The 25,333-nt window shown below is 58.1% G+C and carries 15 protein-coding genes; 5 read left to right on the top strand and 10 right to left on the bottom strand.

All coding sequences use genetic code 11. From position 1 onward, the window contains the following. Nucleotides 1-531: 531 nt before the first annotated feature. From PMX21_RS03010 to bilR, 8 genes are all read right to left on the bottom strand, one after another. Nucleotides 532-6,807 (bottom strand): Spy0128 family protein, encoded by a 6,276-nt coding sequence (locus PMX21_RS03010; RefSeq protein WP_271757970.1) that lies wholly within the window; start codon nucleotides 6,805-6,807, stop codon nucleotides 532-534. A gap of 708 nt (nucleotides 6,808-7,515) precedes the next feature. Further along, nucleotides 7,516-7,857, bottom strand: a complete 342-nt coding sequence (locus PMX21_RS03005; protein ID WP_195246425.1) for a 4Fe-4S dicluster domain-containing protein — start codon at nucleotides 7,855-7,857, stop codon at nucleotides 7,516-7,518. A 7-nt stretch (nucleotides 7,858-7,864) separates the two neighbouring features. Beyond that, a complete protein-coding gene (locus PMX21_RS03000; protein WP_271757967.1) occupies nucleotides 7,865-8,953 on the bottom strand; it encodes a hydrogenase large subunit in 1,089 nt (362 codons plus the stop codon). Between the two features lie 5 nt (nucleotides 8,954-8,958). Next, the gene (locus PMX21_RS02995) at nucleotides 8,959-9,678 is read right to left on the bottom strand and encodes an NADH-quinone oxidoreductase subunit C (RefSeq protein ID WP_271757966.1); all 720 of its coding nucleotides are present in this window, start codon (nucleotides 9,676-9,678) and stop codon (nucleotides 8,959-8,961) included. Then, a complete protein-coding gene (locus tag PMX21_RS02990; RefSeq protein ID WP_138113714.1) occupies nucleotides 9,678-10,298 on the bottom strand; it encodes an NADH-quinone oxidoreductase subunit B family protein in 621 nt (206 codons plus the stop codon). The genes PMX21_RS02995 and PMX21_RS02990 overlap by 1 nt, the downstream gene beginning before the upstream one ends. Nucleotides 10,299-10,310: 12 nt before the next feature. Continuing rightward, complete coding sequence (locus tag PMX21_RS02985) at nucleotides 10,311-13,193, bottom strand: proton-conducting transporter transmembrane domain-containing protein (protein ID WP_271757964.1); 2,883 nt, start codon at nucleotides 13,191-13,193, stop codon at nucleotides 10,311-10,313. A gap of 286 nt (nucleotides 13,194-13,479) precedes the next feature. Then, the gene (locus PMX21_RS02980) at nucleotides 13,480-13,875 is read right to left on the bottom strand and encodes a helix-turn-helix domain-containing protein (protein WP_006235758.1); all 396 of its coding nucleotides are present in this window, start codon (nucleotides 13,873-13,875) and stop codon (nucleotides 13,480-13,482) included. Between the two features lie 449 nt (nucleotides 13,876-14,324). Further along, on the bottom strand, nucleotides 14,325-16,355 hold the full coding sequence (gene bilR / locus PMX21_RS02975; protein WP_271757963.1) for a bilirubin reductase, long form: 2,031 nt from the start codon (nucleotides 16,353-16,355) through the stop codon (nucleotides 14,325-14,327). Between the two features lie 668 nt (nucleotides 16,356-17,023). Between bilR and PMX21_RS02970 the strand changes: the two genes are divergently transcribed. Beyond that, complete coding sequence (locus PMX21_RS02970; protein ID WP_055285361.1) at nucleotides 17,024-18,691, top strand: RNA-binding domain-containing protein; 1,668 nt, start codon at nucleotides 17,024-17,026, stop codon at nucleotides 18,689-18,691. A gap of 640 nt (nucleotides 18,692-19,331) precedes the next feature. Here the strand turns inward: PMX21_RS02970 and PMX21_RS02965 are convergent. Then, nucleotides 19,332-19,667, bottom strand: a complete 336-nt coding sequence (locus tag PMX21_RS02965; protein ID WP_055285362.1) for a hypothetical protein — start codon at nucleotides 19,665-19,667, stop codon at nucleotides 19,332-19,334. 124 nt (nucleotides 19,668-19,791) lie between these two features. Between PMX21_RS02965 and PMX21_RS02960 the strand changes: the two genes are divergently transcribed. Then, nucleotides 19,792-20,670 (top strand): hypothetical protein, encoded by an 879-nt coding sequence (locus PMX21_RS02960; protein WP_055285363.1) that lies wholly within the window; start codon nucleotides 19,792-19,794, stop codon nucleotides 20,668-20,670. On the opposite strand, the gene PMX21_RS02955 is transcribed toward PMX21_RS02960, so the two are convergent. After that, nucleotides 20,651-21,163 (bottom strand): hypothetical protein, encoded by a 513-nt coding sequence (locus PMX21_RS02955; RefSeq protein WP_055285364.1) that lies wholly within the window; start codon nucleotides 21,161-21,163, stop codon nucleotides 20,651-20,653. The two genes, PMX21_RS02960 and PMX21_RS02955, sit on opposite strands and share 20 nt — an antisense overlap. An 894-nt stretch (nucleotides 21,164-22,057) precedes the next feature. Here PMX21_RS02955 and PMX21_RS02950 point away from each other — a divergent pair. From PMX21_RS02950 to PMX21_RS02940, 3 genes are read left to right on the top strand one after another with little or no spacing between them, the layout of a single operon-like run. After that, nucleotides 22,058-23,620 carry a PTS transporter subunit EIIC gene (locus PMX21_RS02950; protein WP_271757961.1) on the top strand — a complete coding sequence of 521 codons (1,563 nt, stop codon included), beginning with the start codon at nucleotides 22,058-22,060 and terminating at the stop codon, nucleotides 23,618-23,620. Between the two features lie 45 nt (nucleotides 23,621-23,665). After that, complete coding sequence (locus PMX21_RS02945) at nucleotides 23,666-23,935, top strand: hypothetical protein (RefSeq protein WP_055285366.1); 270 nt, start codon at nucleotides 23,666-23,668, stop codon at nucleotides 23,933-23,935. A gap of 19 nt (nucleotides 23,936-23,954) precedes the next feature. Next, the gene (locus tag PMX21_RS02940; RefSeq protein WP_271757959.1) at nucleotides 23,955-25,283 is read left to right on the top strand and encodes a 6-phospho-alpha-glucosidase; all 1,329 of its coding nucleotides are present in this window, start codon (nucleotides 23,955-23,957) and stop codon (nucleotides 25,281-25,283) included. Nucleotides 25,284-25,333 lie beyond the last annotated feature (50 nt).

The raw sequence follows: 25,333 nt of genomic DNA, 5'->3' as shown, positions 1-25,333 counted from the left end.
TGCCGGTTTACTACGATGAATCGCCCACCTTCGACCACGGTAAATTGCGCGCTTGCAAAACCGCAGGTAGAACGCTAGCAATATTTGGAAAAATGCAGTCATGGTCGGGAATGTCGAATTCGTCGTAGTAAACCGGCATGGTTTTGTTCGGGCGACCCCGCACGAGTGCCTCTGCAAGCCTCGCGGGACCAAAATGATCCGTTTTCCTCCGTCCCCAAGGAATCAGCCGGAACCGCTCGCCACGAAATCGGCCCATCTACTACGTTTGACTCGATACCCTTGACCATACCTTCGTTTTGAACAAAACCGCAGGCGTTCTACCTGCGGTTTTGTTTTCGCGTTTTTTGACATGGTTAGGAGTAAGGGGCTAAACGTAGTAGATGGGCCGGTTTCGTGGCGCCCCCGGCGCACAAAAGCGCCGCCACGGAGGAGGGAGATGCCTCCGTGGCGGCTGGGGGTGGGGTGGGGGCTACATTTCTGGCTCCCCGCCGGCCGCCCGGGGCCTTTTGGCCCCGGGCGCTACCAGCGTGCCTAACGCTTACGGATACCCCAGACCAGGGCACCGACACCGGCCATGGCGATGACAAATGCCATAAGCAGAGCGGCAGCCTGCTGGTCGCCTGTGGTGGGCAGGAAACCCTTGACCGTCTTGACGATGTTCGTCACGGTCTTGGGCGTGCCGGGATCGGGCGTCGGCACGGGCGTCTCGGGCTTCTTGTACGTGTTGTTGAACACGATACCCTCGACGCTCTTATCGCCCTTGGCAAAGGCGACATTCGCCTTGAGGTTACCCTCGCCGTCATCGGCCACGTTGACGGTCGCGGTAAAGACGGACTTGTCGTAGGTCATACCGGCCTCGTCGCCCTTGACCTCGCTGATGGTGTAGACGTACGTACCAGGCTCGTCGTACTCGAACTTGTCGAAGTTGATCTTGCCGTCGGCATCGTTGGTGACGGTGGACTCGATGTCCTCGCCAACGAGCTTAAAGCTAAACTCGTCCTTCTTGAGCTCGCGTCCCTCGAGCACCTTGACCGCGCCGATGGAAACCTGCGTAGGCATGGCGTGATACTTGTTGGTAAAGCCAGCCGACTCGGTGGTTCCCTCGAGCTTGTGCGTCGCGGTCAGCGTGCCGTCACCATTGTCGGAGACGGTGGTCACGACGGTGTAGGTCGCGCTGTCATAGGTGACGCCCTTGTACAGGCCGAGCGCGTTGGGGCAAGCCTCGCGCAGCGTGTACGTGTGCGTGCCGGGTGCCTCGTAGCGGATCGGGCTCAGCGTAACGGTGCCGTTGGCGTCGTTGGTGCCGCTAGCGACAACCACGCCGTCCTCGAGCAGATCAAACGTGAACTCGCCAGCCGCAAGGTCGCGGCCGGTCAGACGCTTGACCGTCTTGACCTGATCGGTCACGGACGAATCGGTAGGCGCCACGCCGTAGGTGTTGGTAAACGTGAAGGCCGCACCGTCGTCGCCTTCGTGCACGACGCTCAGATGTCCGGCGCCGTCGTCAGTCACGGTATAGGAAACCTTGCGCGTGGCGTTGGCATCGTTGGTCACGCCAGGGGCGCTGCCGGTCTCGGTCACCGTATAGGCAAAGGTGTGCGAGCGCGGAGCGGTGGGGGCCGCAGGCTCGGACTCGTCGACATTGGCGTCAGCGGCGGGGTCGGCCTCTTCAGCCTCTGCCTCGTCGGCCTCGGCCTCGTCAGCTTCGTCCGCCTCGGCCTTATCGGTCGCATCGTCCGTCACGCCCAGAGCGCGGTTGAGGTCCTCGAGCGTAAAGTGGATCTTGCCAAAGTCCACGTTACCGGCTGCGTCGTTGGTTACGGTCGTGCGCTCGGGCATCGGGGCACCTGCCTCGTCGGCGGTCACGGTAAAGGTGAACTTACCCGTGATGTCGGCCGGGGTCAGGCCCTCGGCAACCTGGAGCTTCTTAGTACCGGTGAGCGCGGCATCCACGGCGTCGGCGCCGTAGACGTTCTCGAACAAGGGCTCGACGCCGCCGTAGTCGACCGTCGCCGTCAGGGTACCGTCACCGTTGTCGACGACGATAACCTTAAAGCCAAAGCTCCACGTTGTAGCGGAAACGCCATTCGGCAGCCCGAATAAATCTTCGTAGGCCGTGTAGTTAATGGTCCAAGCGAGCTTACCGTCCTTGTCGGTACGATGGGCAAGCCCAGCAGCCTCAAGATTAGCAAGCATCTTAGTGTCGTAGTGCAGCGTATCAAAGCTCACGTGCCCGCCGATATTGGGCTTGAGGTTTTCGTATGCCACAAGCTCACCCTGATAGGCGATGCCGAACCAGAACTCGCCGTCGGCCATCGGGCGGCCGGTCAGAGTCTTGGTGGCAACGACCTGAGCGGCGGTGCCGCCAGGCGTGTTGGTCGTAGCGCTGTAACTGTTGTGGAACGGCACCAGGGCCTTCTCGACCTTGTTCTCGCCACTCTTGTGGACCGTCTCATGCGTGCCCTCGGGACCGCCGGAAACGGTCGTCGTAGCAGTGAGCGTGCCGGCGGTGTCGTCGGCGATGGCGATCGTCACCGTGCGCACGGCGTCGTCGTAGGTGTAACCGGGCTGGCCGTCGTTCTTCTCGGCCACGGTGTACGTAAAGGTCTTGCCGGCGTCAGCCTGCGTAAATATAACCTCATGACCAGCCAGAATGTCAATCAGTCCGACCGTTGCCTCTGCCGCTGCGGGGGACTTGAAGCTATTAGCCCCGGGCAGCAGACCGAGCGCGCGAGCCGAAGCGTCGTCAGCAGGTGTCACGGTAAAGGTGAACTGACCCTCGGTCATGGGGCGGCCGTCCAGATACTTGCTGAGCCACAGACCGCCGGCAGCGGTGTAGTTAAGCCCAGTGCGGTACGCGTTGGTAAAGCGTCCGTTTTCCTTCTTGGTGACGTTGGCGGTCAGGCTGCCATCGCCGTTCTCGGTCACGGTCACTTCGGCGGTTGCGACATGCGCGTCATACGTCATGCCGACCGTGCTGCCCGCGTTCTCGCGGATCTCGTACTTGTAGGTTCCGGTGGCCGTGTAGCGAATCTTGCCGAACTTGATGGCGGCAATGCCATCCTTCACATCGTGCTTGTTCACGGTCACGGTTGCAGGATCGGGCAGCGGGGTGCCCTCGGCGGCGGTGATGGTAAAGCTGAACTTGTCGGAGTCCGTCCAGTCGCGACCGTCGATAGCCTTGCTCAGATCAAAGTCGAGCTCTGCGTCGAGCGGGGTCACGCTGTAGGTGTTCTTGAAGGTCGCAGCCGTGGCGTCCTTCAGGACATGCTCAGCCTTGAGCGTGCCATCGCCCTTGTCGGTAATGGTGGTCTCGATGGTGTACTTGGCGTCGCCGTACGTGATGCCCTTGCTGATGGTTCCGCCGTTGACCTCGCGCAGCGTGTAGGTGTGCTCGCCGGCCTCGGTGTACTTCACGGCGCTCATCGTGATGTTGCCCTCGGCGTCGTTGATGCCGGTGGCAACGACCTTGTTGCCCTCGACGAGCTCGAAGGAGAACTCGCCTTCCTTGAGGTCGCGGCCGATCAGAACCTTGTTCGCGGTAATCTGGTCGGTGACGCTCGTCTCGACAGGCGTCACGTTATAGGTATTGGTGAACGTAAATGCCACATCGCCGTCCGGCTTGTGGGATACGCTCAGATTGCCCTTGCCGTCATCAATCACGGTGAAGGAAACCTCGCGCGACAGCTTGGCGTCGTTGGTCACGCCAGCGACCTCGCCGGACTCGGTCACGGTGTAGGTGAAGGTGTGCTCGCGCTTCTCGGGCTTCTCGCCCACAGCCTTGTTAAGGTCGTCGAGCGTAAAGGTAATCTTGCCAAAGTCGACCTTGCCCTTGGCATCATTGGTCACGCTCGAGTTCGCGGGCATGGGTGCACCCTCTTCACCGGTCACGGTAAAGGTGAACTTGCCGGCAATGTCAGCCGGGGTCAAGCCGTCGGCGACCTGCAGGTTCTTCTTGCCCACAAGTGATACCTCGGCAGCATTCGTGGTGTAGGCGTTCTTGAACTCGATGCTCTTGACGTCCCTGGCGTCCTTCAGCTCGTGCGTGGCAACCAGCTGGCCCTTGCCGTTATCGGCGATAGTCGTCACGATGATGTAGACCGCGTCATCGTAGGTGATGCCGCCGGCGTCGCCCTTGACCTCGCGCAGCATGTAGGTGTGCTGGCCGATCTCGGTGTACTTGATGGCACTGAACGTCACCTTGCCGTTGGCGGCGTTCTCAACGGTCTCGACAGGCTTAACTTCCTTGTCAATGATTTCGAGCAGCTCAAAGCTGAACTCGTCGGCCGTAAGGTCACGCCCGGTCAGAGACTTGGTCACGGTAATCTGGTCGGTGACGCTGGACTCAACAGGATTCGTGGCGTAAACGTTCTTGAACTCGGTCTCGCCCGAGGTCACCTTCACGCCAGCGCTCAGCTCGCCCTTCTTGTCGGGCGTTACCGTCACGGTGATCTCCGCGACGTTCTTGCTGTAGGCGATGCCGTCAATCGTGGTCCCGGCATGCTTTTCACTGACCTTGTAGACGTACGTGCCAGGTTCGGTGTATTCGATCGTGCCGAAGTCGATGGCAGCCTTGCCCTGGTCCAGGTCAGCCTTGCGCACGGTCGCAGTCCTAGCCGCAGGCATCGGGGCGCCGCTCTCGGATGTCAGGCCAAACTCAAACGCGTCAGCATTCGTCCAGTCGCGACCCTCGAGCACCTTGGTCAGGCCAAAGCTAGCCTTGGTGTCCACCGTTGCCGGCGTCACGTTAAAGCCGATCTTGCCGTTGTTGCCCAGGTAGGAATTGACATGCGTCGCGGTCGCCTTGGCGGACACGTTGTTCCACTTGGGGTTGAGAACGTCGGTCGCGGTACCAGTGTTGTTGCCGCCCACGCTCTTCTTGGTGGTATGGAGTTCGTCGATAAAGGCCAGACGCGCGGTTCCCACGCTAAACGAAAGGTTGCCGTCCTCGTCGGCAACAATAGCGCCGTCAAACTTCGCAGCGTCGCCGCCGATAAACTCGATGACGGCAGAGGCGGGCTTGGCCTCGCCGTTTTCGCCCTGCTCCTCAAACTCATCCTTGTAGTAATAGGTGCCGGTTTCTGCCAGTGAATTCTTTGCAGGCTGTGTGCAGTCCTTGTCCGTGTAAATGGGAGTCTGCTTCTGGAAGTAGTAGTAGCGGTTGGTGTCGGCCGGCTCAAAGGTCGCAACCGTATTGCCCAGATCGCCGGCAGCCCACTTGTTCGCGTAGAAACTCACGGTCTTGGCGCCGTTGGCAACGGTCGTATTGTTCTCGATGTAATCCTTGAGCCCCGTTACCTTCTCGGGCGTAAACAGGTTGTCGAGCGCAGTGCTCTTCACGCTCGAGGTGTACTTCACTCGGATAGGCTGAGCGCTGTCGACCGAAAGCTTGCCGTCTACGGTCTTAAAGTGGCTCAGCGGAATCAACGACGCAGGAATGCTGACCGTTACGACATCGCCCTTCTGGGGATTGTCATCACCAGCACGCTGCACGGTAATGAGCAGGTCTTTTGCCTTGCCGGTGAACTCGTAGGTGTCGGTATTGGTTTCTTTATTGACCGTTTTGTCCGTCTTGGTAAACGACGTGCCGTTGATGACGACCTCGGTGAAGCTGTCGACCTGCATAAAGTCGCCCAGCTCATCGGTAAACGTGATGTAACCGGACTTGGTCGCGTCGTAGCCCTTATCAATTTCGGTCGGATAAGGCGCCTCCGACGTAATGGCCTGTGAGATGTCGTCGAAGACCTTCTTGAGCTCTTCGGCATTGGTCGCCGACTTGTAGTAGTCGAAGTTTTCCGCGCGTGCACCATGAGCATCCCATGCCGTGGCATTGGGGTAGTTGCTCGAAACGGCCTGCATGAACTTGTTCTCTTGGCTTGTCTTCGAATCCTGGATACCAGCACTGGGGTTCGCGCCATCAAAGATGCCGATGGTATAAACGGTGGCCTTGCCGTCCTTCATATTCTTAGCAGCTGTCACGGCAGCGTTGGCGACACCCTCATCGAATTTATTTTGCTTTGTTGGCGTACCGTCGGTAAAGAACACAATAATCTTCTTGGCGTCTTTGCGACCATAAGTGGTAGTGATTTTCTCGGCCAGCTCTAGGCCATAGTCGGCGCGCGTGGCGCCGGCAGGCTGAATTTTATTAATTGTATTCTTCTTGAGATCATCCGCATTGCTGCCGGAACAGTAGGTCAATTCTTTCATAACCTGGGTGTAATTGTAGGAGTACCCTCCGTCGCGATACATATTGTTGCCGATATCGTTGGACTTCTTGCCCGCAAACTTAACAATGGCAACCCTATGCTGCCTATCGACGCCCTCGATGCTCTCATTTTGTTTTGCGATGGTATCGATAAAGCTGTTCGCAGCGTTCTTCAGTGCATCGATACGCTTGGTGCGATCTCCGCCACCCATAGGATCATCCATCGAGCCAGATGCATCCAGCACCATCACGATGTCGAGCGGCGTAGTAACCGTCACGGTTGAATTAGACGTCGAGGACATGGCCGAAAGCGTGGTCAGAAAATCCGACTCTTCGTTTTCCTCAGTTGCCTCGACCGTCTTGTCGGTCCAGATTCGGCCGACGTTTTGAGTCGTTACTTTATTACCGTTGTGACCGGCCGCCCAGATTTCCCAGCGTCCGCTGGTGTCGGGATCGACGACGACCTTTCCGCTCATTGTCGGTCCGTCCATTCCGGTGCTGGACCTGGCGTTGGCCTCAGGCAGCATGGCAAATGCTGCAGCCGGCAACACAAGCACTACGGCAAGTATCACCGCCAAGAGGCCCCTCGTGTACTTACTCATCGCGTCTCCCTTCTCGCGGTCTCAGACCTTGCATCAGCCTAAAGTTACGGAATGAAACACACTTAGGACAGGTGACACATGTTCCAGATTCGGTTTTGGGCGTGAGACAAATGTCTCACCAAAGTTGAGACACGGCGTTTTCGCAGGAAAATAGGTGCGACTCAAGATGGACGGGGCGAAAGGGCCCGTTTTCCTCCGTCCCCGGGGGATCAATTGGTGGCGCTCGCCACGAAACTGGCCCATCTACTACGTTTAGTCCGGTACCCCCGACCATAACCGCGTTTCATGAAAAACCGCAGACGCGCTACCTGCGGTTTTGTTTTTGCGTAATTCGCCATGGTTGAGGGTAGCGGCTTAAACGTAGTAGATGGGCCCATTTCGTGGCAGACGGGTCACGCGGCAGCCCTCGCAAGGCCAAATTGATCCGTTTTCCTCCGTCCTTGGGGAGATCAAGGGCTGTTACGAATATGGTGTCATTTCAAAACTATGCCGGTTTACTACGATAAAAACGAGATTCCCGACCACGCGTGACTTTTTCGCAAAAATGCAAGCCGTCTATCTGCGGTTTTTGTTTTGCCGAATGCGGTGTGGTTGGGGGTAGGCGACTTATCGTAGTAAACCGGCATAGTTTTGTTCGTGGCGGCCCAACCGCGCGTTTAAGCGCGGGGCCGGTGGGGCATTTTTGCCCCACCGGCCCCTATTCCAGCGCTATTCCGGCTTGGTTTCTACTGTGGGAGTCTTGTCCGCTGCGACTGGGGTACGGGCGGTGTCCATAGTCAGGCAGTGCTTGGGGCAGCTCTCGATGCACTCACCGCACACCACGCAGGCATACGGGTCGATCGACCAGGTACCACCCTTGCGATCGACCGCGAGCGCGCCCGCCGGGCAACGGCGCGCGCACATGCCGCAGCAGATGCACACGTCCATGTCGTTGACGATGTGCCCGCGCAGGCGCTTGGGCGCCGCGAGCTTCTCCTGCGGATAGCACACCGTGACCGGCTGCTTGACCATGGAACCCAAGGCCGTCTTGGCAAATGTCAGCAAACTCATGCCGTGCCTACCTTTCCGCGCAGCTAATGCAGGGGTCGATGGTCAGGATAATCATGGGCACGTTGGCAAGGAGCACGCCCTGCAGCGCATGCGTCAGACCCGCCAGGTTCTGCGACGTCGGCGTGCGCACGCGAAAACGGTCCAGGTTCTTGGTGCCGTTGCCGCGCACATAGTAATACGCCTCGCCGCGCGGCTGTTCAATCACAACCTCGCCGCGGGCACCGTCGGCCGGCGTGAGCTTGGTGCGCCCGCCGATACCGTCGTGCGGAATCTTGCCCACAAGCTCCTTGATAATGTCCATGGCCTGCGTGACCTCGGCACAACGCACCTGGCAGCGGGCATAGCAGTCGCCGTCGGTGGCAACAATGGGCTCAAACGCGGCCAGGTCCGCATAGGCGCCGTCGCCAAACATGCGCACGTCGTAATCCACGCCCGAGGCGCGCCCAAACGGGCCGACCATCGACAGATCCAGCGCATCTTTCTTGCTGATCACACCCACGCCATGCAAGCGCTCGCCGCAGCTGTCATCGTCCAAAAACGTATGCACCAGGGCCTCGTAGTCGGGACGCATGGCATCGAGCGTCTGGACAATTCCGGCCAGCTCGGAGTCCTCGATATCGTGCTTAAGGCCGCCGATCTCGTTAATCGACAGAATCACGCGGCCACCGCACGTGCTCTCGAAGATCTTGAGAATCTGCTCGCGCAGGGTCCACGAACGATAGAACAGTGCCTCGAAGCCAAAGGCGTCGGCGAGCAGACCCAGCCACAGCAGGTGCGAATGAATACGCGAAAGCTCGTGCAAAATGGTGCGGATATACTGCACGCGGCCGGGCGCCTCGATGTCGAGCATGCGCTCGCAGGCGCTGGCATAACCGTAGCTGTGGCCCACGGCGCAGATGCCACAGATGCGCTCGGCGATGTAGCCAAACTGGTGCATGTCGCGCTTTTCGGTGAGCTTCTCGAGCCCGCGGTGCACAAAGCCGATCTGCGGAATTGCCTCGATGACGCGGTCGTCCTCGATTACCAGGTCCAGATGAAGCGGCTCGGGCAGCACCGGGTGCTGCGGGCCAAACGGAATAACGGAGCGATGTGCCATGGACCTTACGCCTCCTTTTTCTGCTTGTCGCGGGCGGCCTTGGCGGCAAGCGCCGCGCGGACCTTGGCCGCTTTCTCGGGATCCATGGCGGCGAGCTTTGCCTCCATCTCGGCAGCCTTGAGCGCGGCCTTCGCAGCAGCTTCATCGTGCTGAGCATCGGAGCCGGCAGCCGCAGCGGGCTGGGCGGCAGCAGCGCTCGCAGCATCGCCGGCGCCCGCGGCGCCCTCCCCCGCAGCGGCCGCGGCAGCGACGGCCTTCTCGGCCGCGGCTTTGCGCGCCTTGGCCTCGACGGCGGCACGGACCTTCATGGCCTTCTCGCGTGCGGCCTTCACCTCGGGCGTGATTACACTCATGGGCTCGACGGTCGAGACCTGGTAGAAAAAGCCGTTAAAGTCAACCTGCATGTCGGTGATGGCAAGACCAAATAGGTCGTGGGCCTCGTTTTCAAACGGAAATACCGCCGGATAGTACGAGCTGATGGACGGAATCTCCTGGTACTGATCAATTCCCTCAACCACCAGGTTCTCGATCGCATAGCTGCCGTCCTGCGCAATATGCTCCTGAGCAGCACGAACGTTGATAAACGTATAGACCAGGCGATACGATCCGTCGTCCACACAGCGCTCGGCGTGCATTTGCACAAAGCGCGCGCCGACGCCCTTGAGCGCCTGCACATGCGGCAGGAGCTCGTCGAGCCCGACGGTGGTATAGATAGCCTTTTGCATTACTCGGCCTCCTTTGCAGCGACGGGTGTCTCAGCAGGTGCGTCACCAGCGGCAGGCGCTGCGGGTTTCTCGGCAGGCGCGTCACCGGCACCGTCAGCCCCGGCCCCAGCTGCAGCCACGAACCCGTCCTCGCCCAACTCGACGCCGCCATCCCAGGTAGCAGCGCCGCCCACGGTAAGCGGGTCACCGCCGGCGCGCATCACGGCCTCCTTCTGATCAAGGATGCCGCACGCCTCCACGATGGCATCGATCACGGTCTCGGGACGAATGGCGCACCCGGGCGCATACACGTCCACGGGAATCGCGCGGTCCACGCCGCCGATCACGTTATAGGCATCGCGGAATACGCCGCCCGAACACGCGCAAATGCCGCACGCCACCACGCACTTGGGCTCGAGCATCTGGCTGTAGATCTGGCGCACGACGGGCAGGTTCTGGGCATTGACCGACCCCGTCACCAAAAAGATATCCGCATGCTTGGGGTTGCCGGTGTTGACCACGCCAAAGCGCTCCGCATCGAACAGCGGCGTGAGCGAGGCCAGCACCTCGATATCGCATCCGTTGCAGCTCGAGCCGTCGTAATGAATGACCCACGGCGAGCGCGACATTTTATGATCCATGGATGCCGCCTCCTAAATAAACACGTCGACGAGGATGGGCATAAGGTTGAGCAGGCCAAACACCAGCGCCACGCCCCATCCGAGCCTAAAGCAGCTGCGCCAGGTGCTGCGTGCAAAGGTGTTGTCGATCAGGACCTCGACAAAATACGTCGCGGCCATCACGACCAGGGCTACAACCCAGCTCACGGGGTTGTCCCAGACAAAGAACATGCCCACCCACATCAAAAACAGCACGGTCTCGCACCAGTGCATAAGGGTCATCTTGGCCAGCGTGCCGCCGCTCATCTCGGTGGCGACGCCCTGGACGATCTCCTGATGCGCATGATGCGAGTACGAAAGGTCAAACGGCGACTTGCGCAGCTTGATGGTAAGCACCGCGAGCAGCGCCAGGAAAATGGGCGCACTGTACACGATGATGGGGGCCGACTGCCCCGTCACAGCGATGGAATCAAAGCTGTCGGTGGCAAGATACAGACCCACGCTCATCAGCAGAACGGCGGGCTCGTAACTCATGACCTGCAGCAGCTCACGATCGGCGCCAACCTGGGCAAACGGGCTTTGCGTCGAGGCGGACGCCAGCACCACAAAGATCGCGGCGAGCGTCACCATAAAGGCGCACAGTAGCGTGTTAGAGCCCGACACAAAGATGCCGCCGCCCACGACGGTAAAGATGAGCGCGCACGCCATATAGGTATCGTCCATGGTGTTTACGCTGGCAGGGGCTTTGCGCAGCAGCTTGGCAACGTCGTAGAAAGGCTGGAGCAGGCGCGGGCCCACGCGGCCCTGCATACGGGCCGAAAGTTTGCGGTCAACGCCGTCGATCAGGCCACCAACCAAAGGCGCCAGCAGGGCAAACACCAAGGTACCAATAAAGATGCCCACGACACCCGAACCTTCGAAATACTTGCCGCGCAGCACCGAGGGCGCGCTCATGGCAAGCCGCTCGGGCCCAATCCACGCGCAACACAGCAGCGCAAACAAGATAATGCTACAGCACACGACGCTGCCCGCGGGGCCAATACGCTTCTCGCCAAGGGCGTCCTCCGAGTACCAATTGCGCTTTTCGGCCTTCACCTCGTGCCCCATCGAGCCGCGGAAATGGCGATATTTATCGGTCCCCACACCCGAAAGGTACACGTTGACGTGCGGCTTATTGCTCACGCGGAATGACGTCAGCAGCACCACGGCGATAAACGCCACGATAACCACCATCAGATACATGGCGTCCTTGCCGATAACGTACGGCACGCGGCCAAACACCATGGCGAGGTAAGGCGACACCAGACCGCTCGAGATGAGCGGGAAGGCCACGCAGCACAGAATCAGCAGCGCGGCGATGGTGTTGAGGGCCATCCATTCGGTCTTATGAACATTGACCTCAACGTTTTGAGCCGTGGGGTCGACGCCCGAAAGCTTGGCAAGCCACTTGCCCCAGAAGAAGAACGTCGCGGCCGAGCCAAAGGCCAGCACCATGATCATGAGCACATTGCCGGTCTGCGCAAACGCCACCAGGGCGCCCCACTTGGACACGAGCATGCCAAACGGCGCGACAAACATGCCCATGATGCCCAGCATCATCAGACGCGTCAGGTGCGGCATGCGGCTGAACATACCGTCCATGTCCTCGATATTGCGGCTGCCGATATGATGCTCGGCCGTGCCCACGCACAGGAACAGCAGCGACTTGGCCACCGTGTGGAACAGGATCAGGAAGATGGCCGCCCATACGGCCTCGGGCGCGCCGACACCCAGGCAGGCACTGATGAGGCCCAAGTTGGAAATGGTGGAGTACGCGAGCACGCGTTTGGCGTTGCTCTGCGAGATGGCCATGAGGGCAGCGAGCAAAAACGTGATGGCACCCACACTCGTGACCATAAAGCCAGTCACGGGATAGATGGCATAGAGCGGGCTCAGCTTGACCATCAGGAACACGCCGGCTTTGACCATAGTTGACGAGTGCAGCAGGGCGCTCGTGGGCGTGGGGGCAACCATGGCGCCCAACAGCCACGTGTGGAACGGCATCTGTGCGGCCTTGGTGAACGCGGCGAGCGACAACAGGATGACCGGCATCACCAGCAGCGCGGATTGCGCGGTTCCGGCGCCGGAAAGCTCGATCATGCCCGAGATGGTCAGCGGCATGCCGTTAACGTGCAGGAACATGAGTCCGGCCAAAAACGCGATGCCGCCCAGCATGTTGAGGATGATCTGGGTGAAGGCGTTCTTGATGGCCTCGGGCGTGCGCGTGTAGCCAATCATAAGGAACGAGCACACGGTGGTGATTTCCCAGCCGCAGAACAGCCACTCAAGGTTATCGCTCGTCACGATGACGAACATGGCCGAGAGGAACAGGAACATAAGCGCCAGGAACTGCGGGCGTCGGTCGGGCGCGGTCTGCCCGCGCAGCGCGGCCTCGTGCTCGTCGTGCGCTTGGAAGTCCTTCATATAACCCAGGGCATACACGCAGATGAGGCTGCCGACGATGCCGACGGCGAGGACCATGATCACGCTCATGTAGTCCAGGTAGAGCGGCGTCGCCGTGACAGCTTCGGCCGCAGGCAGCGTCATGGCAGCAAAGGCAAGCGAGCCCACCAGCTGGACTATGCCAAGCACCGTGGTGAGCGCGTTCCTATATTTGAACGCGTTGTACAGGATGACGGCGCACAGAATGACATCGATGACAGAGCTGATGATCGAGAGCACATGCGAGGTGCCGGGGGCAACCTCAAAGCTCTGCGGACCCGTGCCAAAAAACATGACGGCGACTACAACTGTCACCGCCATAATAATGCCGGAACCTACAAGCCCCACCGCATCGCGAGCGCGGTCACCGCGCGCGAGCAGCATGCCCAGCGCCGGTACCAGCGGAAACAGGGTAAGGAAATACAGTAGCGTCATACCATCACTCCCCCATGCAAAAACGCTGCAATTGTTTAACGTTATAGCTCAATTGAGGAGTAGCGGCGGCAGGTTTTCGGTCAACTGGGGAGTTTTAGGCGTACAGGGCAAGGGCGCGTCCGCTTTGGAGCAGAGAGGCGACGCTCCCCCTATCGCAGCGACAGGCGCGCGGGCCACTGCGCGCGGTTTATTGGCCACTTTGGAGGATGTCCCGACAGGCTCGCGCCGGTCCAAAAAGTTGGCGCGGCAAGAAAAATGCGCCCCTATGAGCGCACCATCCCGTTTGCTATTCCGCCTTTTTAACGCGCGGCTTGCGGCCGCGCGGCTTATCGACCAGTGCGGACTCACCGCTCTCGCGGTACTGACGGCACCAAGCCTTGACCGAAGACTCGCTGGGAATCTTGTGCTTGATCATGGCCTCGCGAACCGTCAAGCCGTTTTCCAGACGGTCCTTAACCACAGCGAGCTTTACGTCGTACGAATAGGTATGATGATGCGAACCGGCATTGAGAACGGCGTCGGCACCGCCCACGGCATACGCGCGGGCCCACTGACGAGCCGTGGCCTGGGGAATGCCAAGCTCCGCGGCGAGAGCGCGATGACCGACCCCCTCTTGAAGGATCTCGACGGCGCGCTGCCTAACCTCGGGCGCATGCGTGCGAGTCCTAGTTGCTTCCGACATACCTGCCACTTCTTAGCCTTAACCGTTAATCTGCTTTCTTACGTGCAAGTTAGATAGTAGCATTTTACCGTTTGCTCAAAGCAGTTAATTAAAATAGACGCGGCGTTATCTGGGCATTTGGCACCAAATTACGACATTTCTTTATCGATTATTTACGCTGGTAGCTGACTCGCAGCTAATCGTCATTCGCTTGTCAACAAAATTGGCATCTCTTTATGTCCTTTGGTATAGAGGATATAGTTATTAACCCCTCCCCCAATATTTTTGAGTGATCTGCAAGGCAGTAGACGTCCTCACTCCTCATGATTACCGCGCATTGCCATTCATCGGAGCAAAACAAAAAGGGCGGGACCTGCTGCGCTTGCAGGCCCCGCACCGGTTGACACCCGACGGGACACAGCCGGGCGAGACGGATCCGTGCTACCGCCCCGCCTAGCCGCGATGTTCAACTACAGCTCGTTGGCCGCGTGATACGCCGTGCGGATGGCGCTCGCAATGTCGGCGGTGCGCTCACCCGAGCAGTCGCCCACGCAGGTCACGGGCACCGTCACGCCATCCAGGTCAAACGCGTTGGCCTTGGAGCCCACGGCCATCACCACGTAATCGCAGGCGATCTTCACCGGCTCCTCGGCGCCGTCCTCGGTGGTGCGAACAGCCTCCACGCCTTCGTCGGTAATGGCGGTCAGGCGGGTCTTAACATGCTGCTCCACGTTGTGCTCTGCAAAGTCGCTCATAATCAGCGGCAGAATGGTCTCGGACTCGCCCGCGGCAATCTTGTCGAGCATCTCGACAATCGCCACCTCGCAGCCGTGCTGCAGCAGATACTCGGCAGTCTCGGTGCCCACCAGGCCACCGCCAATGACGGCGACGCGGCCGTTGAGCTCCACCTTGCCGGCCAGCACGTCCCAGCTCGAAACGACCTTGTCCGAGTCGGCACCCGGAACGGGGATGACCACGTCGTGCGCGCCCACAGCCACAATCGCGGCGTCGGCGGCGTTGAGGTCCTCAGCGGTAGCGGCATGGCTGAGCTCAACCTTCACGCCCAGGCCAGGCAGAATCTTCTCGTAGTACTCGACCGAGCGCATGATCTCGTCCTTGCGCGGAGGCGCAGCCGCCAGCACAATCTGGCCGCCCAGATGATCGCTCGCCTCGTAGATGGTCACGTCGTAGCCGCGCTTGGCCGCCACGCGTGCGGCCTCCAGGCCGGCGATGCCGCCGCCCACCACGGCGATCTTCTTGTCGCCCTCGCCCGGCTTGATGGCGATGGTCGCCTCGTCGCCGTTCTCGGCATTGAGCACGCACGAGATGTACTTGCGGTTTTGAATCGCGTCGACGCAGCCCTTGTTGCAGTTGAGGCACTCGCGGATGGGCTCACCCGTGTCGGCCTTCAGCGCAATGTCGGGGTCGCACATGAGCGAGCGGCCATAGGCGATGATGTCGGCGGCGCCGTCTTCCAGAATCTTCTCGCCGGCCTCGACCGAAACCACGCGGCCCACGGTTGCCACCGGCACGGAGACCAGGGCCTTGACGCGCTCGGCCACGGGCAGCGTCCAGTTGTAGGGCATGGCACCCATGGGCGGAATGGTGTCGCCCATGTTGCCGGTGTGGTTGGCCTGTGCAACCTGGATCATATCGATGCCCGCGCCCTCGAGCAGCTTGGCGAACTCGCAGGCCTCGTCGGGCTGCAGGCCACCCTTGCCGCGCGGCGTGCCGTCGGGGTTCTCCATGATCACGGGGAGCTTGTACTCCACCATCAGCTGCGGCGCGGCCTCCTTAATGGCGGCGACGACCTCCAGCGCGTAGCGAACGCGGTTCTCGAACGAACCACCGTACTCGTCGGTGCGCTGGTTGAGGATGGCCGAGCACAGCGAACCCACCAAGCGGTCGCCGTGGACCTCGATGGCGTCGATGCCGGCCTGCTGTGCGCGAGCGGCCGAGGCAGCGATGGCCTCCTTAATCTGGGTGAGCTGCTCTACGCTCGCCTCGTTCACAAAGTGCTGCATGTCGTGATGCAGCTTGGCGTAGGCCTGGTTGCGGATCTCGTTGGACTCGGCCATCTTGGCGGCAAAGGTCTCCTCGTCGCCGGCGGCCTTGGCCTCCTGCGCGGCCTTGGCGGCAGCCATGGATCCCATGACCATGCGGCCGACACCGGGCACGTCGTACTCGGGGTGGAACAGCTGCAGCGCGACCTTGGCGCCGTGTTTGTGGACGGCGTCGGCCAGGGCCTTAAACGTGGGGATCTGAGCGTCGGTCGCCAGCTTGGGCGTGGGGCTTGCGGTCATGACGGGAGCGACGTCGCCGATGACGATGTAGCTCACGCCGCCACGAGCCAGACGCTCGTAAAAAGCCAGGCTGCGCTCGCCAATGGAACCGTCGCGCTCCTCGTAGCCGGTGGTCAGCGGCGGGAACATAATGCGGTTTTTGAGCTCAAGGGGGCCAACCGTAATGGGCTGGAGCAGCTTGGGTGCAGGTGCGGTCATGGACATTCCTCTCTTGTAGGCGCGGCGGCGATGATGCCGCGTAGTTGTCTAGAGGATATGGCATGGGAATACAGCAGCGCAACGGAAATCGGCGGACAGCAGGTAGCGGCAGGTGGATGGGGATGGGCGGCCCGTCGGTTTGTCTCAATCTGTAACAGTTACGCGGCAAAACTGGGTCTTACTGTTACAGATCGAGACAAACCAAACCCGCCTGCTAGAAAATCTCAATCTATAACAACAACTCGGCAAAATCCGTCCCTCGTGTTACAGATTTAGACAAACACGACCCAACCCACCGGTATATCTCGATCTGTAACACCTAGCCGCCCAAATCGGGTCTAGATGTTACAGATCGAGATTTTGTTTGAGAGGCCGAGAATTGGACCGAAAACACGGTCCCGAAATAACAAAAAAGCTCGCCGGCTAGGCCGACGAGCTGCAAGTTCTTGGTCGCGGGGGCAGGATTTGAACCTACGACCTCCGGGTTATGGATATGGCGGGCCGTCAAACAGCGATTGGACTAAAGCCGTGCCTTCCACAGTATTTAGTCCTATAAACAGTCCAACATCTTTATTTCTAGTCGTTAGATTGGACTAAAATGACTTTAATTTCGATATTTAGTCGTATCTTACGACTAAATATCAGCCACGAGACCGTTAGGAGCGATCTTGTACTACAGCGATCACGACGTCCTTGAACTCATCGCCCGTATCGAGAAGCCCTATGAGAGCGAGGTTATCGAGCTCAAGGAAGCGAAAAACGACTTCAGTTTCAAGAACCTCGGGAAGTACTTCTCCGCCCTGAGTAACGAAGCGGTCCTGCGCGGGAAACAAGACGCCTGGCTCATCTTCGGTATGGACAACGACAAGGTCGCATGCGGAACCGCTTACCGAGAAGGAAATCCGGCCAACCTTCGATCCCTTAAAAAGGAGATTGCGGACCGCGCGAACAACCACCTCACCCTGAGAGAGATCCATGAACTCAGGATTGACGGCAAACGCGTCCTCGCGTTTCAAATCCCCGCCGCAACGCCAGGCATGCCGACGGCGTTCAACAATGCGGCATGGGCGCGCGAGGGCGAATCACTCGGGCCACTCCCCATCGATAAGTACGAGCAGATACGCCAAATGCGGAGGCCGGACTGGAGTGCCCTCGAAATCGAAGAAGCAACCTTCGAGGACCTCGACCCCAAAGCCGTGAAGAAAGCGGTGGAGCTCTTTCTCTCCAAGCACCGGCGGCATTCCGGGGCGTTCGCGGACATGGATGACCGCACGATTCTCGACATGGCAAACCTAACCAGAAACGGCAAGATCACCCCGACGACACTCATCCTGCTCGGAAGGCCAGAATCCACCCGTCTGCTCGATGGGATGAGCCCGCGCATCACCTGGACTCTCTATGCCTCCAATGGATCGGTAACCTCTTACGAGCACTTCAAACCACCCTTCCTTCTCGCGATTGACCAGGTACTCGGGAAAATCCGCAACGAGAAGTACCGGTTCAACGCAAATGGCGCGAGTCTGTTTCCCTTTGAGGCTGACCAGTACGAACCCGAGATCATCAGAGAGCTCCTGAACAACTGTATCGCCCATCAGGACTATTCCATGCAGGGGCGAATCAATGTCGAGGAATTCGAGGATCACCTCGTGTTCCTAAACGAAGGGTCCTTCATTCCGGAGACAATCGAAAATGCGATGCGGCCGGGTTTTAAGCCAAGCTACTACCGCAACCCCTTCCTTTCCGAGGCGATGGTGCAGATGGACATGATTGACACCATCGCCATGGGAATCCCCAAAGTATTCCAGATGCAGAGAAAGCGATACTTCCCCCTACCCACCTACGACCTTTCGGATCCAACCCGCGTGCGCGTAAGCGTCTACGGTAAGACCATCAATGAGAGCTACAGCAGGCTACTCTATGCTAAACCGGACCTTCCGATGGACGTCGTCTACCTTTTGGACAAGGTTCAAAAAGGCGAGGAAATCACGAACGAGGAGGCCGCAGAGCTGCATCGACTCAAGCTTATCGAAGGCAGGTACCCCCATATCTCCATCACGAACGCCCTTGCCTCGAAGACGGGGCAGGAGGTGTCTTACACGCGCAGCAAAGGCCTCAATGAAGAGGCCTGCAAGGCGTTTGTCATTCAGATGCTCTCAGAAACGGGGCCCGCACCACGTGCGAAAATCACCGCCCTCATCAACGATCTTCTCCCCTCGGGCCTTACCGACGCGCAAAAGGCCAAGAAGGTGTCGAACCTGTTAGCGAAGATGAAGAAGGTAGACAAGACCATCGATAGCGACGGAACGGGAAAGACCGCAAGATGGCATGCCCTGTAACATCGTGATGGATCTCACCGTCAGACGCACGGCTTCCAACAGACCGACCGCGATGCGTCTGGGTACCTTACCGGGCGCATCATCTAATATTGGACTCTCTACTTGCATTGGACTCTCTACTTGCGGCATCCATCCCTACCCGACTCTGGATACCGCAAGTGTCCTTTTCGATGGCATCCCCGCGTTTTGTAGTCGGAAAACAGTCGACTCATAGTTGAAAGCTACAAAAAGTGTGTCCTATAAGCCAGTAAATTGCCGAAGCGTTTTTAAAACCCGATCTCCGCAACGATCTTTTTCATCTCGATAGCCCATCCAAGCCGCCCCTCGATGTACCGCAGCCATGCGTCCTGATGGCTCTTAATTGGGTGGCCGGCCTTATAGAAACGCAGGCCCGATGCCTTTTAGCATCAAAGGGCGCCGCCGTCAGCTCGAAGCGTTTTTCGAAGATCCTTGTCCAGTACGCTAGCTTGACCATTCGGACCACTTTTAAGTAAACATCAGCAAGGGCGGCCCGACGTATCGGGAGCTCAAGACCGCCCAGTGTAATCAATCCGCAACGAAAGCGAGCCCTCGGCGCTGTGCCGGGGGCTCGACCCTTCTAGGTTTATATCGTTGAATTGGCTAGCAATATTGCTCGTCGTTAAACGGCGGCTTCGACACCTAGTCCTTCATCCCGAATACTCTGCTCGTCTTCATCGGCTGCGCCCGTGGCCCCCTCCGCTTGGATGGCATCGTAGGCTTCGATGTTCGACTCAAGGATTTCGGCGCTCTCGTTGGCAAGCGCCAGCTTCTTCTGGTGCCTGTTATACAGGCACAAACCCATACTCCCTATGGCAAGCGTTACAGCAGATCCAACAATGCAACCCTGCCACCTTCCTGTGGCAATTCCCCCATTTCTGATGTTTGCGATAAGCGCCCTTGGTCCGCCCGACTCCTTTGCAATATGTGACAGCTGCGCGTAGTCCCAATCCGTCATCGTGTCCTCCTAACTCGACCGCCCGCTGGCTACTTGATTACTTGGGTCAATAATGCAACTGCACAAGTAAACAGTAAATGTCTAAGATATGTCTGCTGCGCTATTTAGAAAGGGTATTCAGACAATGTATGTCCGCCGTTATAAGCCAGAAGATGTGCTTCCAGAACGACTTGCAAGCTTAATGCGGAGTTTCGTCAATACGGACGGTAGAGTTGGCCTCTCGCAAATCGAGCTCGCGAGGCTCATGTACGAAAGGCGTTACGGAGGAGAAAACCAATCGAGCATCGATGCTCAATGCGTAAAGAAGACGGACCAGGCGTGCAAGGCCATAGCGCGAAGGATTAGCCACTTCCTCAAGGGAGACCATTTCCCGAATTGGACTGATTTGGTCGAACTTGCCGATTTCTTCGGAAAACCAATCGGCTATCTAATCGGCGAAACGGACTGCGATTCGTACGAGCTCCAAGATGTCGCCGACATCGTTGGATTGGAGAGCGGGGCAGTCACCGCACTTAAAAGCATCACGGGGAAGGCAAGCGTAGAGTGGCCGCTTGGAAAGACCACGCTGGAGAATGAGAAGCCATCTGCAGGGAGTGCCTTCATTGCCCAGGATATGGTCGAAAAAGCCAACGCAGAACTTAATGCTTGCAGGGCAGCTCTAAATCGCATGCTCACTGCCAGAACTTTCAAAGACTTGCTGATCAGCCTCTCAAATGTTGGTGAGAGTGAATACGAGTTATTGATGACGCGCCTTGATGCGGAGGTGGCGAAACTGCAGAGAGGTGATGATTCCAAAGGCGGTGACGAACCAGTCATGCAGCAGATGGCAAGAAAAGCGCAAGCGAGAGATGCTGGGCTGCGTTTGAGGGAAGCCGAAGGCGCTCTGAAAGCATCTCGCTACGAAGCCTACGAGTTCTACGTTCGGCTCGTCGACGAAATGTTCTCAGATATGGCCAATACCGATATAGTGGCCAAGGCCAAACTCATTGCTGAGAAGCCATGATGTACCCAAGCGTACCAGCCACCTCGGCGCACAGGTACGAGCAGGCCGTCTTACTACTTGCCCACACGGTCCCGTTGCCGCCGACGAGCGACGTGGAGCAGGAATAGAACCACTGCGAACCCGTGATGCCGCTCGTTGGCAGTGCCCATGTCGCGTCCGCGTAAATCATCGTCAGGTATGAATACCCCAAGAACGTGCAGAACAGATTCGTGAGCCTGGACGGGTCGATGCCCCGGAAGTCGATGGTTGCGAAGGTGCACGACGAGAACGCGTAGCCCATCGACCGCACGCCCAAGAGGTTCCCTAGGCCGGAAATGCCTGCAAGGTTCGTGCACGAGTAGGGCAGGTAGTTCGGGTTTAAATACGAGAACGTGACCATGTCCGCCGCAAAGCTCGCGCTCGGCGGGCGCGACTTCCACGCGCAGTAGCCCGAAGACGTCCTGCCGTTGCGCTTGGTCCGACCGCCGCAGTAGGGGCAATAAACGGCCTTCATGGGTACCTCTTCCGAAAGGGTTTTACGGTTCCGGAAAAGGTTATCTACCCGCGAGAACGATAGGCAACCGGACACACATTCTGTCCGAGCGGTAAAAAGCGGGCGCGGATTTTAAACGGCTGAAAAAGGGGCATCGACCTGCGCCGATGCCCCCAAAGCGGACACACTTTTTGTCCTATAAGCCGAAGCCGTTAAGCTTCCTGGCTACAAAAGTCTTGGTCGCGGGGGCAGGATCTGAACCTACGACCTTCGGGTCATGAGAACAGAATATCGATGTTTATCGACACCTTTTGAAGCTCTTTGATACCGTTATATGCGCAGGTAGATTAACATATTTTGATAAAATGCTTGAATCAATGCCATGCCAATTTCGACCAAAATTCGACCAACGATTGCTTGACTTCAACAGTTGCATCGCAAGCGATGCAATATCAGTCCCGCGGTCGCAGGGAGCCGAAAGGCAGCCCCTGCGCCTCGATGAAGCGAAAAAGCTGCTTGAAACCCTGCTGTCACAGGAAATGGACGCGCACAGGATCGGAATGCTTCTTCCGCTCCTCCTCCTTTCTTCCGGGACGCCCGGGCGGCAAGAGCCTATTAAAAAGAGATGGATGGATTTCAAACTTGGCAAATCAAGGCGTAGCTAGTCACTCGCGTCCAAAGCCATTTGCCTAAAAATGAATACCGCTGACCGAAATGGAAAGATGGTAACAACGAAATAGATTAGTCGCACTTGTTTTTAAGAACCGTTTGTTCCAGCCCGCCCTGTTTGCAAACACCCCAACTATCATGAAATCCGTAAACAGAGGCGACATCAACACCTGACGCCGGCAAGTATGCGAGTGTCGTCTCTGCCTAAGGGGCAAGCCCCCGAGATTAGTTAGGAGAGGGGAAGAGATGGATAAAGTCAAAACGGCCTTCCAGAACTTTGGCCGCGTTATCGTCGACCCTATTTTGTACCTTTCGGTAACGGGCATCATTTTGGCCATCGCCACGGTATGCTCGCTCGGCAGCGGAGTTGTCGCAGATCTGGGCACGCTGCTCTCCGCGGCAACCAACTCCGCGGTGATCGGCAACCTGCCGGTGATTTTCGCAGTCGGCCTAACGGCAGGCTTCGCAAAGAAGCAAAAATCCAACGCGGCAGTGTTTGGACTTATTAGTTACCTCATGTTCCTGTATGTCAACAACGCCTACCTGACGCTCACCGATCAGCTGGCAAAAGCTGGCGCGATGGGTCTGTATGGCACTGGCCAGGCAACGGTACTGGGTCTTCAAGTTACCGATGTCAACGTCTTCGGCGGCGTACTCATCGGATGCTTCTGCGGTTGGCTCTATAACAAACTGATCGACGTAAAGGTATCGGAGTATATCCGGATTTACGGCGGACCCCGCCTGGCCCTTCTGGCGATGGTTCCGCTGAGCATTGTCTTCGGCATCGGAGCGACTATCGTGTGGCCCCCTATCGCCAACGCCATCAGCAACGCTTCTTCATTCATCGCAGCCTCGGGTGGTCTGGGCGTTTTCATTTACGGCTTCCTGAACCGCGTCCTCGTACCTCTCGGCATGCACCACTTTATGTGGATGCCGTTTGACTACTCCGCGATTGGCGGCACGGCGGTCGTCGCCGACCAGAGTGTTTCCGGCGCAGCAAACATCTTCTATGCCGAGCTTCCCCATATCGCCGACGGATCCCTCACCACAGTCGACCCCTCTGTCCGCTTTGCCATGTTCGGCTTTGGCAAGGAATTCGTAACCCTCGGCACCGTGCTCGCAATGATTGCGACTTCCCGTCCGGAGAATCGAAAAGCTGTCGCAGCCATGCTGGTGCCCATTTACATCACCGCCATGCTCTCCGGCATCACTGAGCCGCTCGACTTCATGATCCTGTTCGCGTCTCCGATTCTCTGGGTTGCCTACAGCCTGTTCTACGGACTGGGCGAGATGCTCCTGTTTGTCCTGGGAGTCCGCTTGCTTAACATGTACGGTGGCATCGAGCTGCTCACGCTCGGCCTGCCTTTGCCAATGGGCGTCACCAAGTTCCCGATTTACATCGTCTTGGGCATCGTGTTTGCCGCCGTTTCGTTCATCGTTCTGGCGATGGTGATCAAGAAACTCAACCTCATGACGCCCGGCCGTTCCGCAGAGTGGTCTGCAGAGGTCTCCGGAGGCAACAATGCTCTCGAGTCCTCCGGAACTCCGGAAGTCGACGCAAAACAGCAGGAAATGGTGCAGAACATCATCAACGGCCTTGGCGGCAAGGACAATATCAACACCATGGGCTGCTGCATGACTCGTCTCCGTGTCGAAGTCAAAGATCCCGACAAGGTCAACGAAGAGACCATCAAGAAGGCTATCGACAAGGGCCTGTTTAAGAACGGCACCAATGTCCAAATTGTCGTGGGAACCAACGTGCACTCCGTCTACGACCTGCTGCGTCCCATCCTTAATCTGGAAGATTAACAGTCGCGTAATCGATAAGCGATAAGCGATAAGCGAGGAGACCTCATGTTGACCAAAACGTTTCATTCAATCCGAGGCATGTTCGAACGCCTGCTCAACATGTACAAAGAAAAGTCGACAAGGGGTCTTCTCGTACTTATGGCTGCATTCGCATGTGGTTTTATCTGGCCGCTCCTGGGTCTACTCGCTGCGGTTTGGACCCGGCGTTCAGGAAGGCACGCGGACGCAGGCAGCATTGCAGGCATGGCGGCGGTCATCAACATCGCTACCTACTTCGTGCAGATAGTAACCAAGATTGTCTGCAGCTCAATTTGATTTGAAAGGCATGAACAACATGAACGGATACAAGATTGTCATCTGCGGCGGCGGCAGCACCTATACCGCCGGTATCGTCAAAGACCTGATTGATCAAAAGGACGAACTGGGGATTCGTGAGCTTTGGCTCTATGACATCGACAAGGAACGCCAGGACACGGTCGCTGTGGTGGTTAAGGCAGTTATCGATGACCTTGCCCCCGAGATCCCCTTGCATGTAACCGTCGACCCCAAAGAGGCGTTTACAGATGCGAACTTTGTTATGGCGCAGATGCGCGTGGGCGGGCTCAAGATGCGTATCCAGGATGAGCAGATCAGCCTGCGCCATGGCGTAGTCGGCCAAGAGACCTGCGGAGCAGGTGGCATGGCCTATGGCATGAGGACCATCTTCCCCATGTGCGAGCTTGTCGATTTCTGCGAGGAGTACGCCTGCAAGGACTACTGGATCGTCAACTACTCTAACCCCGCTGCCATCGTAGCCAAGGCAATGCACAAGCTGCGTCCAAACGCTCGCATTCTCGACATCTGCGATATGCCGGTAGAGATTGAAGCCCGCATGGCGGAGATTTTGGGCTGCGAACTCGACGACATTGAAGTCGACTACTTTGGCCTCAATCACTTTGGGTGGTATACCAGCGTACGCTGCAAGGGCGTCGACGTTACGGACAAGCTCAAAGAGCACGTGCGTAAGTACGGTTACATTTCCGAGGCAAGCCTCAATGACGCATTGGTAAAGGACCCAGACTGGGCCCACACCTTCAAGAATGCGGCAATGATTTCTACGCTATTCCAGGATTACCTCCCCAACACCTATTACCAGTATTACCTGTTGCCCGATGCCTGCGTGGAGTACATGGACATCAATAACACGCGTGGCATGCAGGTCGTAAACGGCCGCGAAAAGCGTATCTTCGACGCATCTGCGGCGCTTAAGCGCGGTGAAAAGGTCGATCTCACGCAGTTCTACGTAGGCGTCCACGGCAGGTTCATTGTCGATGTCGTCAAGTCCCTGGCGAAGGATTTGCGCCATCGCCAGCTGGTGATTGTGCCCAATAATGGCGCAATCGAGAATCTCTCGGACGACGCGACCGTCGAGATTCCGGCGTACATCACCGATCGAGGAGCCGAACCGGTCCGCGTCGGGAAGATTCCCCGCTTCTACAAGGGCCTTATCGAGCAGCAGGATGCCTGCGAGGGCCTTGTGGTCGAGGCCGTTATCGAGGGCTCCTACCAGAAGGCACTCGAGGCCTTCACCCTCAATCGCACGATTCCCTCAGCGCGCGTGGCTAAGGAAGTCTTGGACGACATGATCGAGGCGAACAAGGGCTATTGGCCTGAGCTGAAGTAGAGAAGCCATCCAGATAGCAAAAGCACAAAAGGTGGCCTCAAGGCAAAATG

This window comes from Collinsella aerofaciens (assembly GCF_028209885.1).
Lineage (GTDB): Bacteria > Actinomycetota > Coriobacteriia > Coriobacteriales > Coriobacteriaceae > Collinsella > Collinsella aerofaciens_BA.
Note: the sequence above shows the minus strand (reverse complement) of the source record. Positions and strands in the feature narration are given on the sequence as shown.

Coding starts and splice junctions, on each gene's coding strand:
- PMX21_RS03010 (WP_271757970.1), bottom strand. CDS start 6,807: ATGAGTAAGTACACGAGGGGCCTCTTGGCGGTGATACTTGCCGTAGTG.
- PMX21_RS03005 (WP_195246425.1), bottom strand. CDS start 7,857: ATGAGTTTGCTGACATTTGCCAAGACGGCCTTGGGTTCCATGGTCAAG.
- PMX21_RS03000 (WP_271757967.1), bottom strand. CDS start 8,953: ATGGCACATCGCTCCGTTATTCCGTTTGGCCCGCAGCACCCGGTGCTG.
- PMX21_RS02995 (WP_271757966.1), bottom strand. CDS start 9,678: ATGCAAAAGGCTATCTATACCACCGTCGGGCTCGACGAGCTCCTGCCG.
- PMX21_RS02990 (WP_138113714.1), bottom strand. CDS start 10,298: ATGGATCATAAAATGTCGCGCTCGCCGTGGGTCATTCATTACGACGGC.
- PMX21_RS02985 (WP_271757964.1), bottom strand. CDS start 13,193: ATGACGCTACTGTATTTCCTTACCCTGTTTCCGCTGGTACCGGCGCTG.
- PMX21_RS02980 (WP_006235758.1), bottom strand. CDS start 13,875: ATGTCGGAAGCAACTAGGACTCGCACGCATGCGCCCGAGGTTAGGCAG.
- bilR (WP_271757963.1), bottom strand. CDS start 16,355: ATGACCGCACCTGCACCCAAGCTGCTCCAGCCCATTACGGTTGGCCCC.
- PMX21_RS02965 (WP_055285362.1), bottom strand. CDS start 19,667: ATGACGGATTGGGACTACGCGCAGCTGTCACATATTGCAAAGGAGTCG.
- PMX21_RS02960 (WP_055285363.1), top strand. CDS start 19,792: ATGTATGTCCGCCGTTATAAGCCAGAAGATGTGCTTCCAGAACGACTT.
- PMX21_RS02955 (WP_055285364.1), bottom strand. CDS start 21,163: ATGAAGGCCGTTTATTGCCCCTACTGCGGCGGTCGGACCAAGCGCAAC.
- PMX21_RS02950 (WP_271757961.1), top strand. CDS start 22,058: ATGGATAAAGTCAAAACGGCCTTCCAGAACTTTGGCCGCGTTATCGTC.
- PMX21_RS02945 (WP_055285366.1), top strand. CDS start 23,666: ATGTTGACCAAAACGTTTCATTCAATCCGAGGCATGTTCGAACGCCTG.
- PMX21_RS02940 (WP_271757959.1), top strand. CDS start 23,955: ATGAACGGATACAAGATTGTCATCTGCGGCGGCGGCAGCACCTATACC.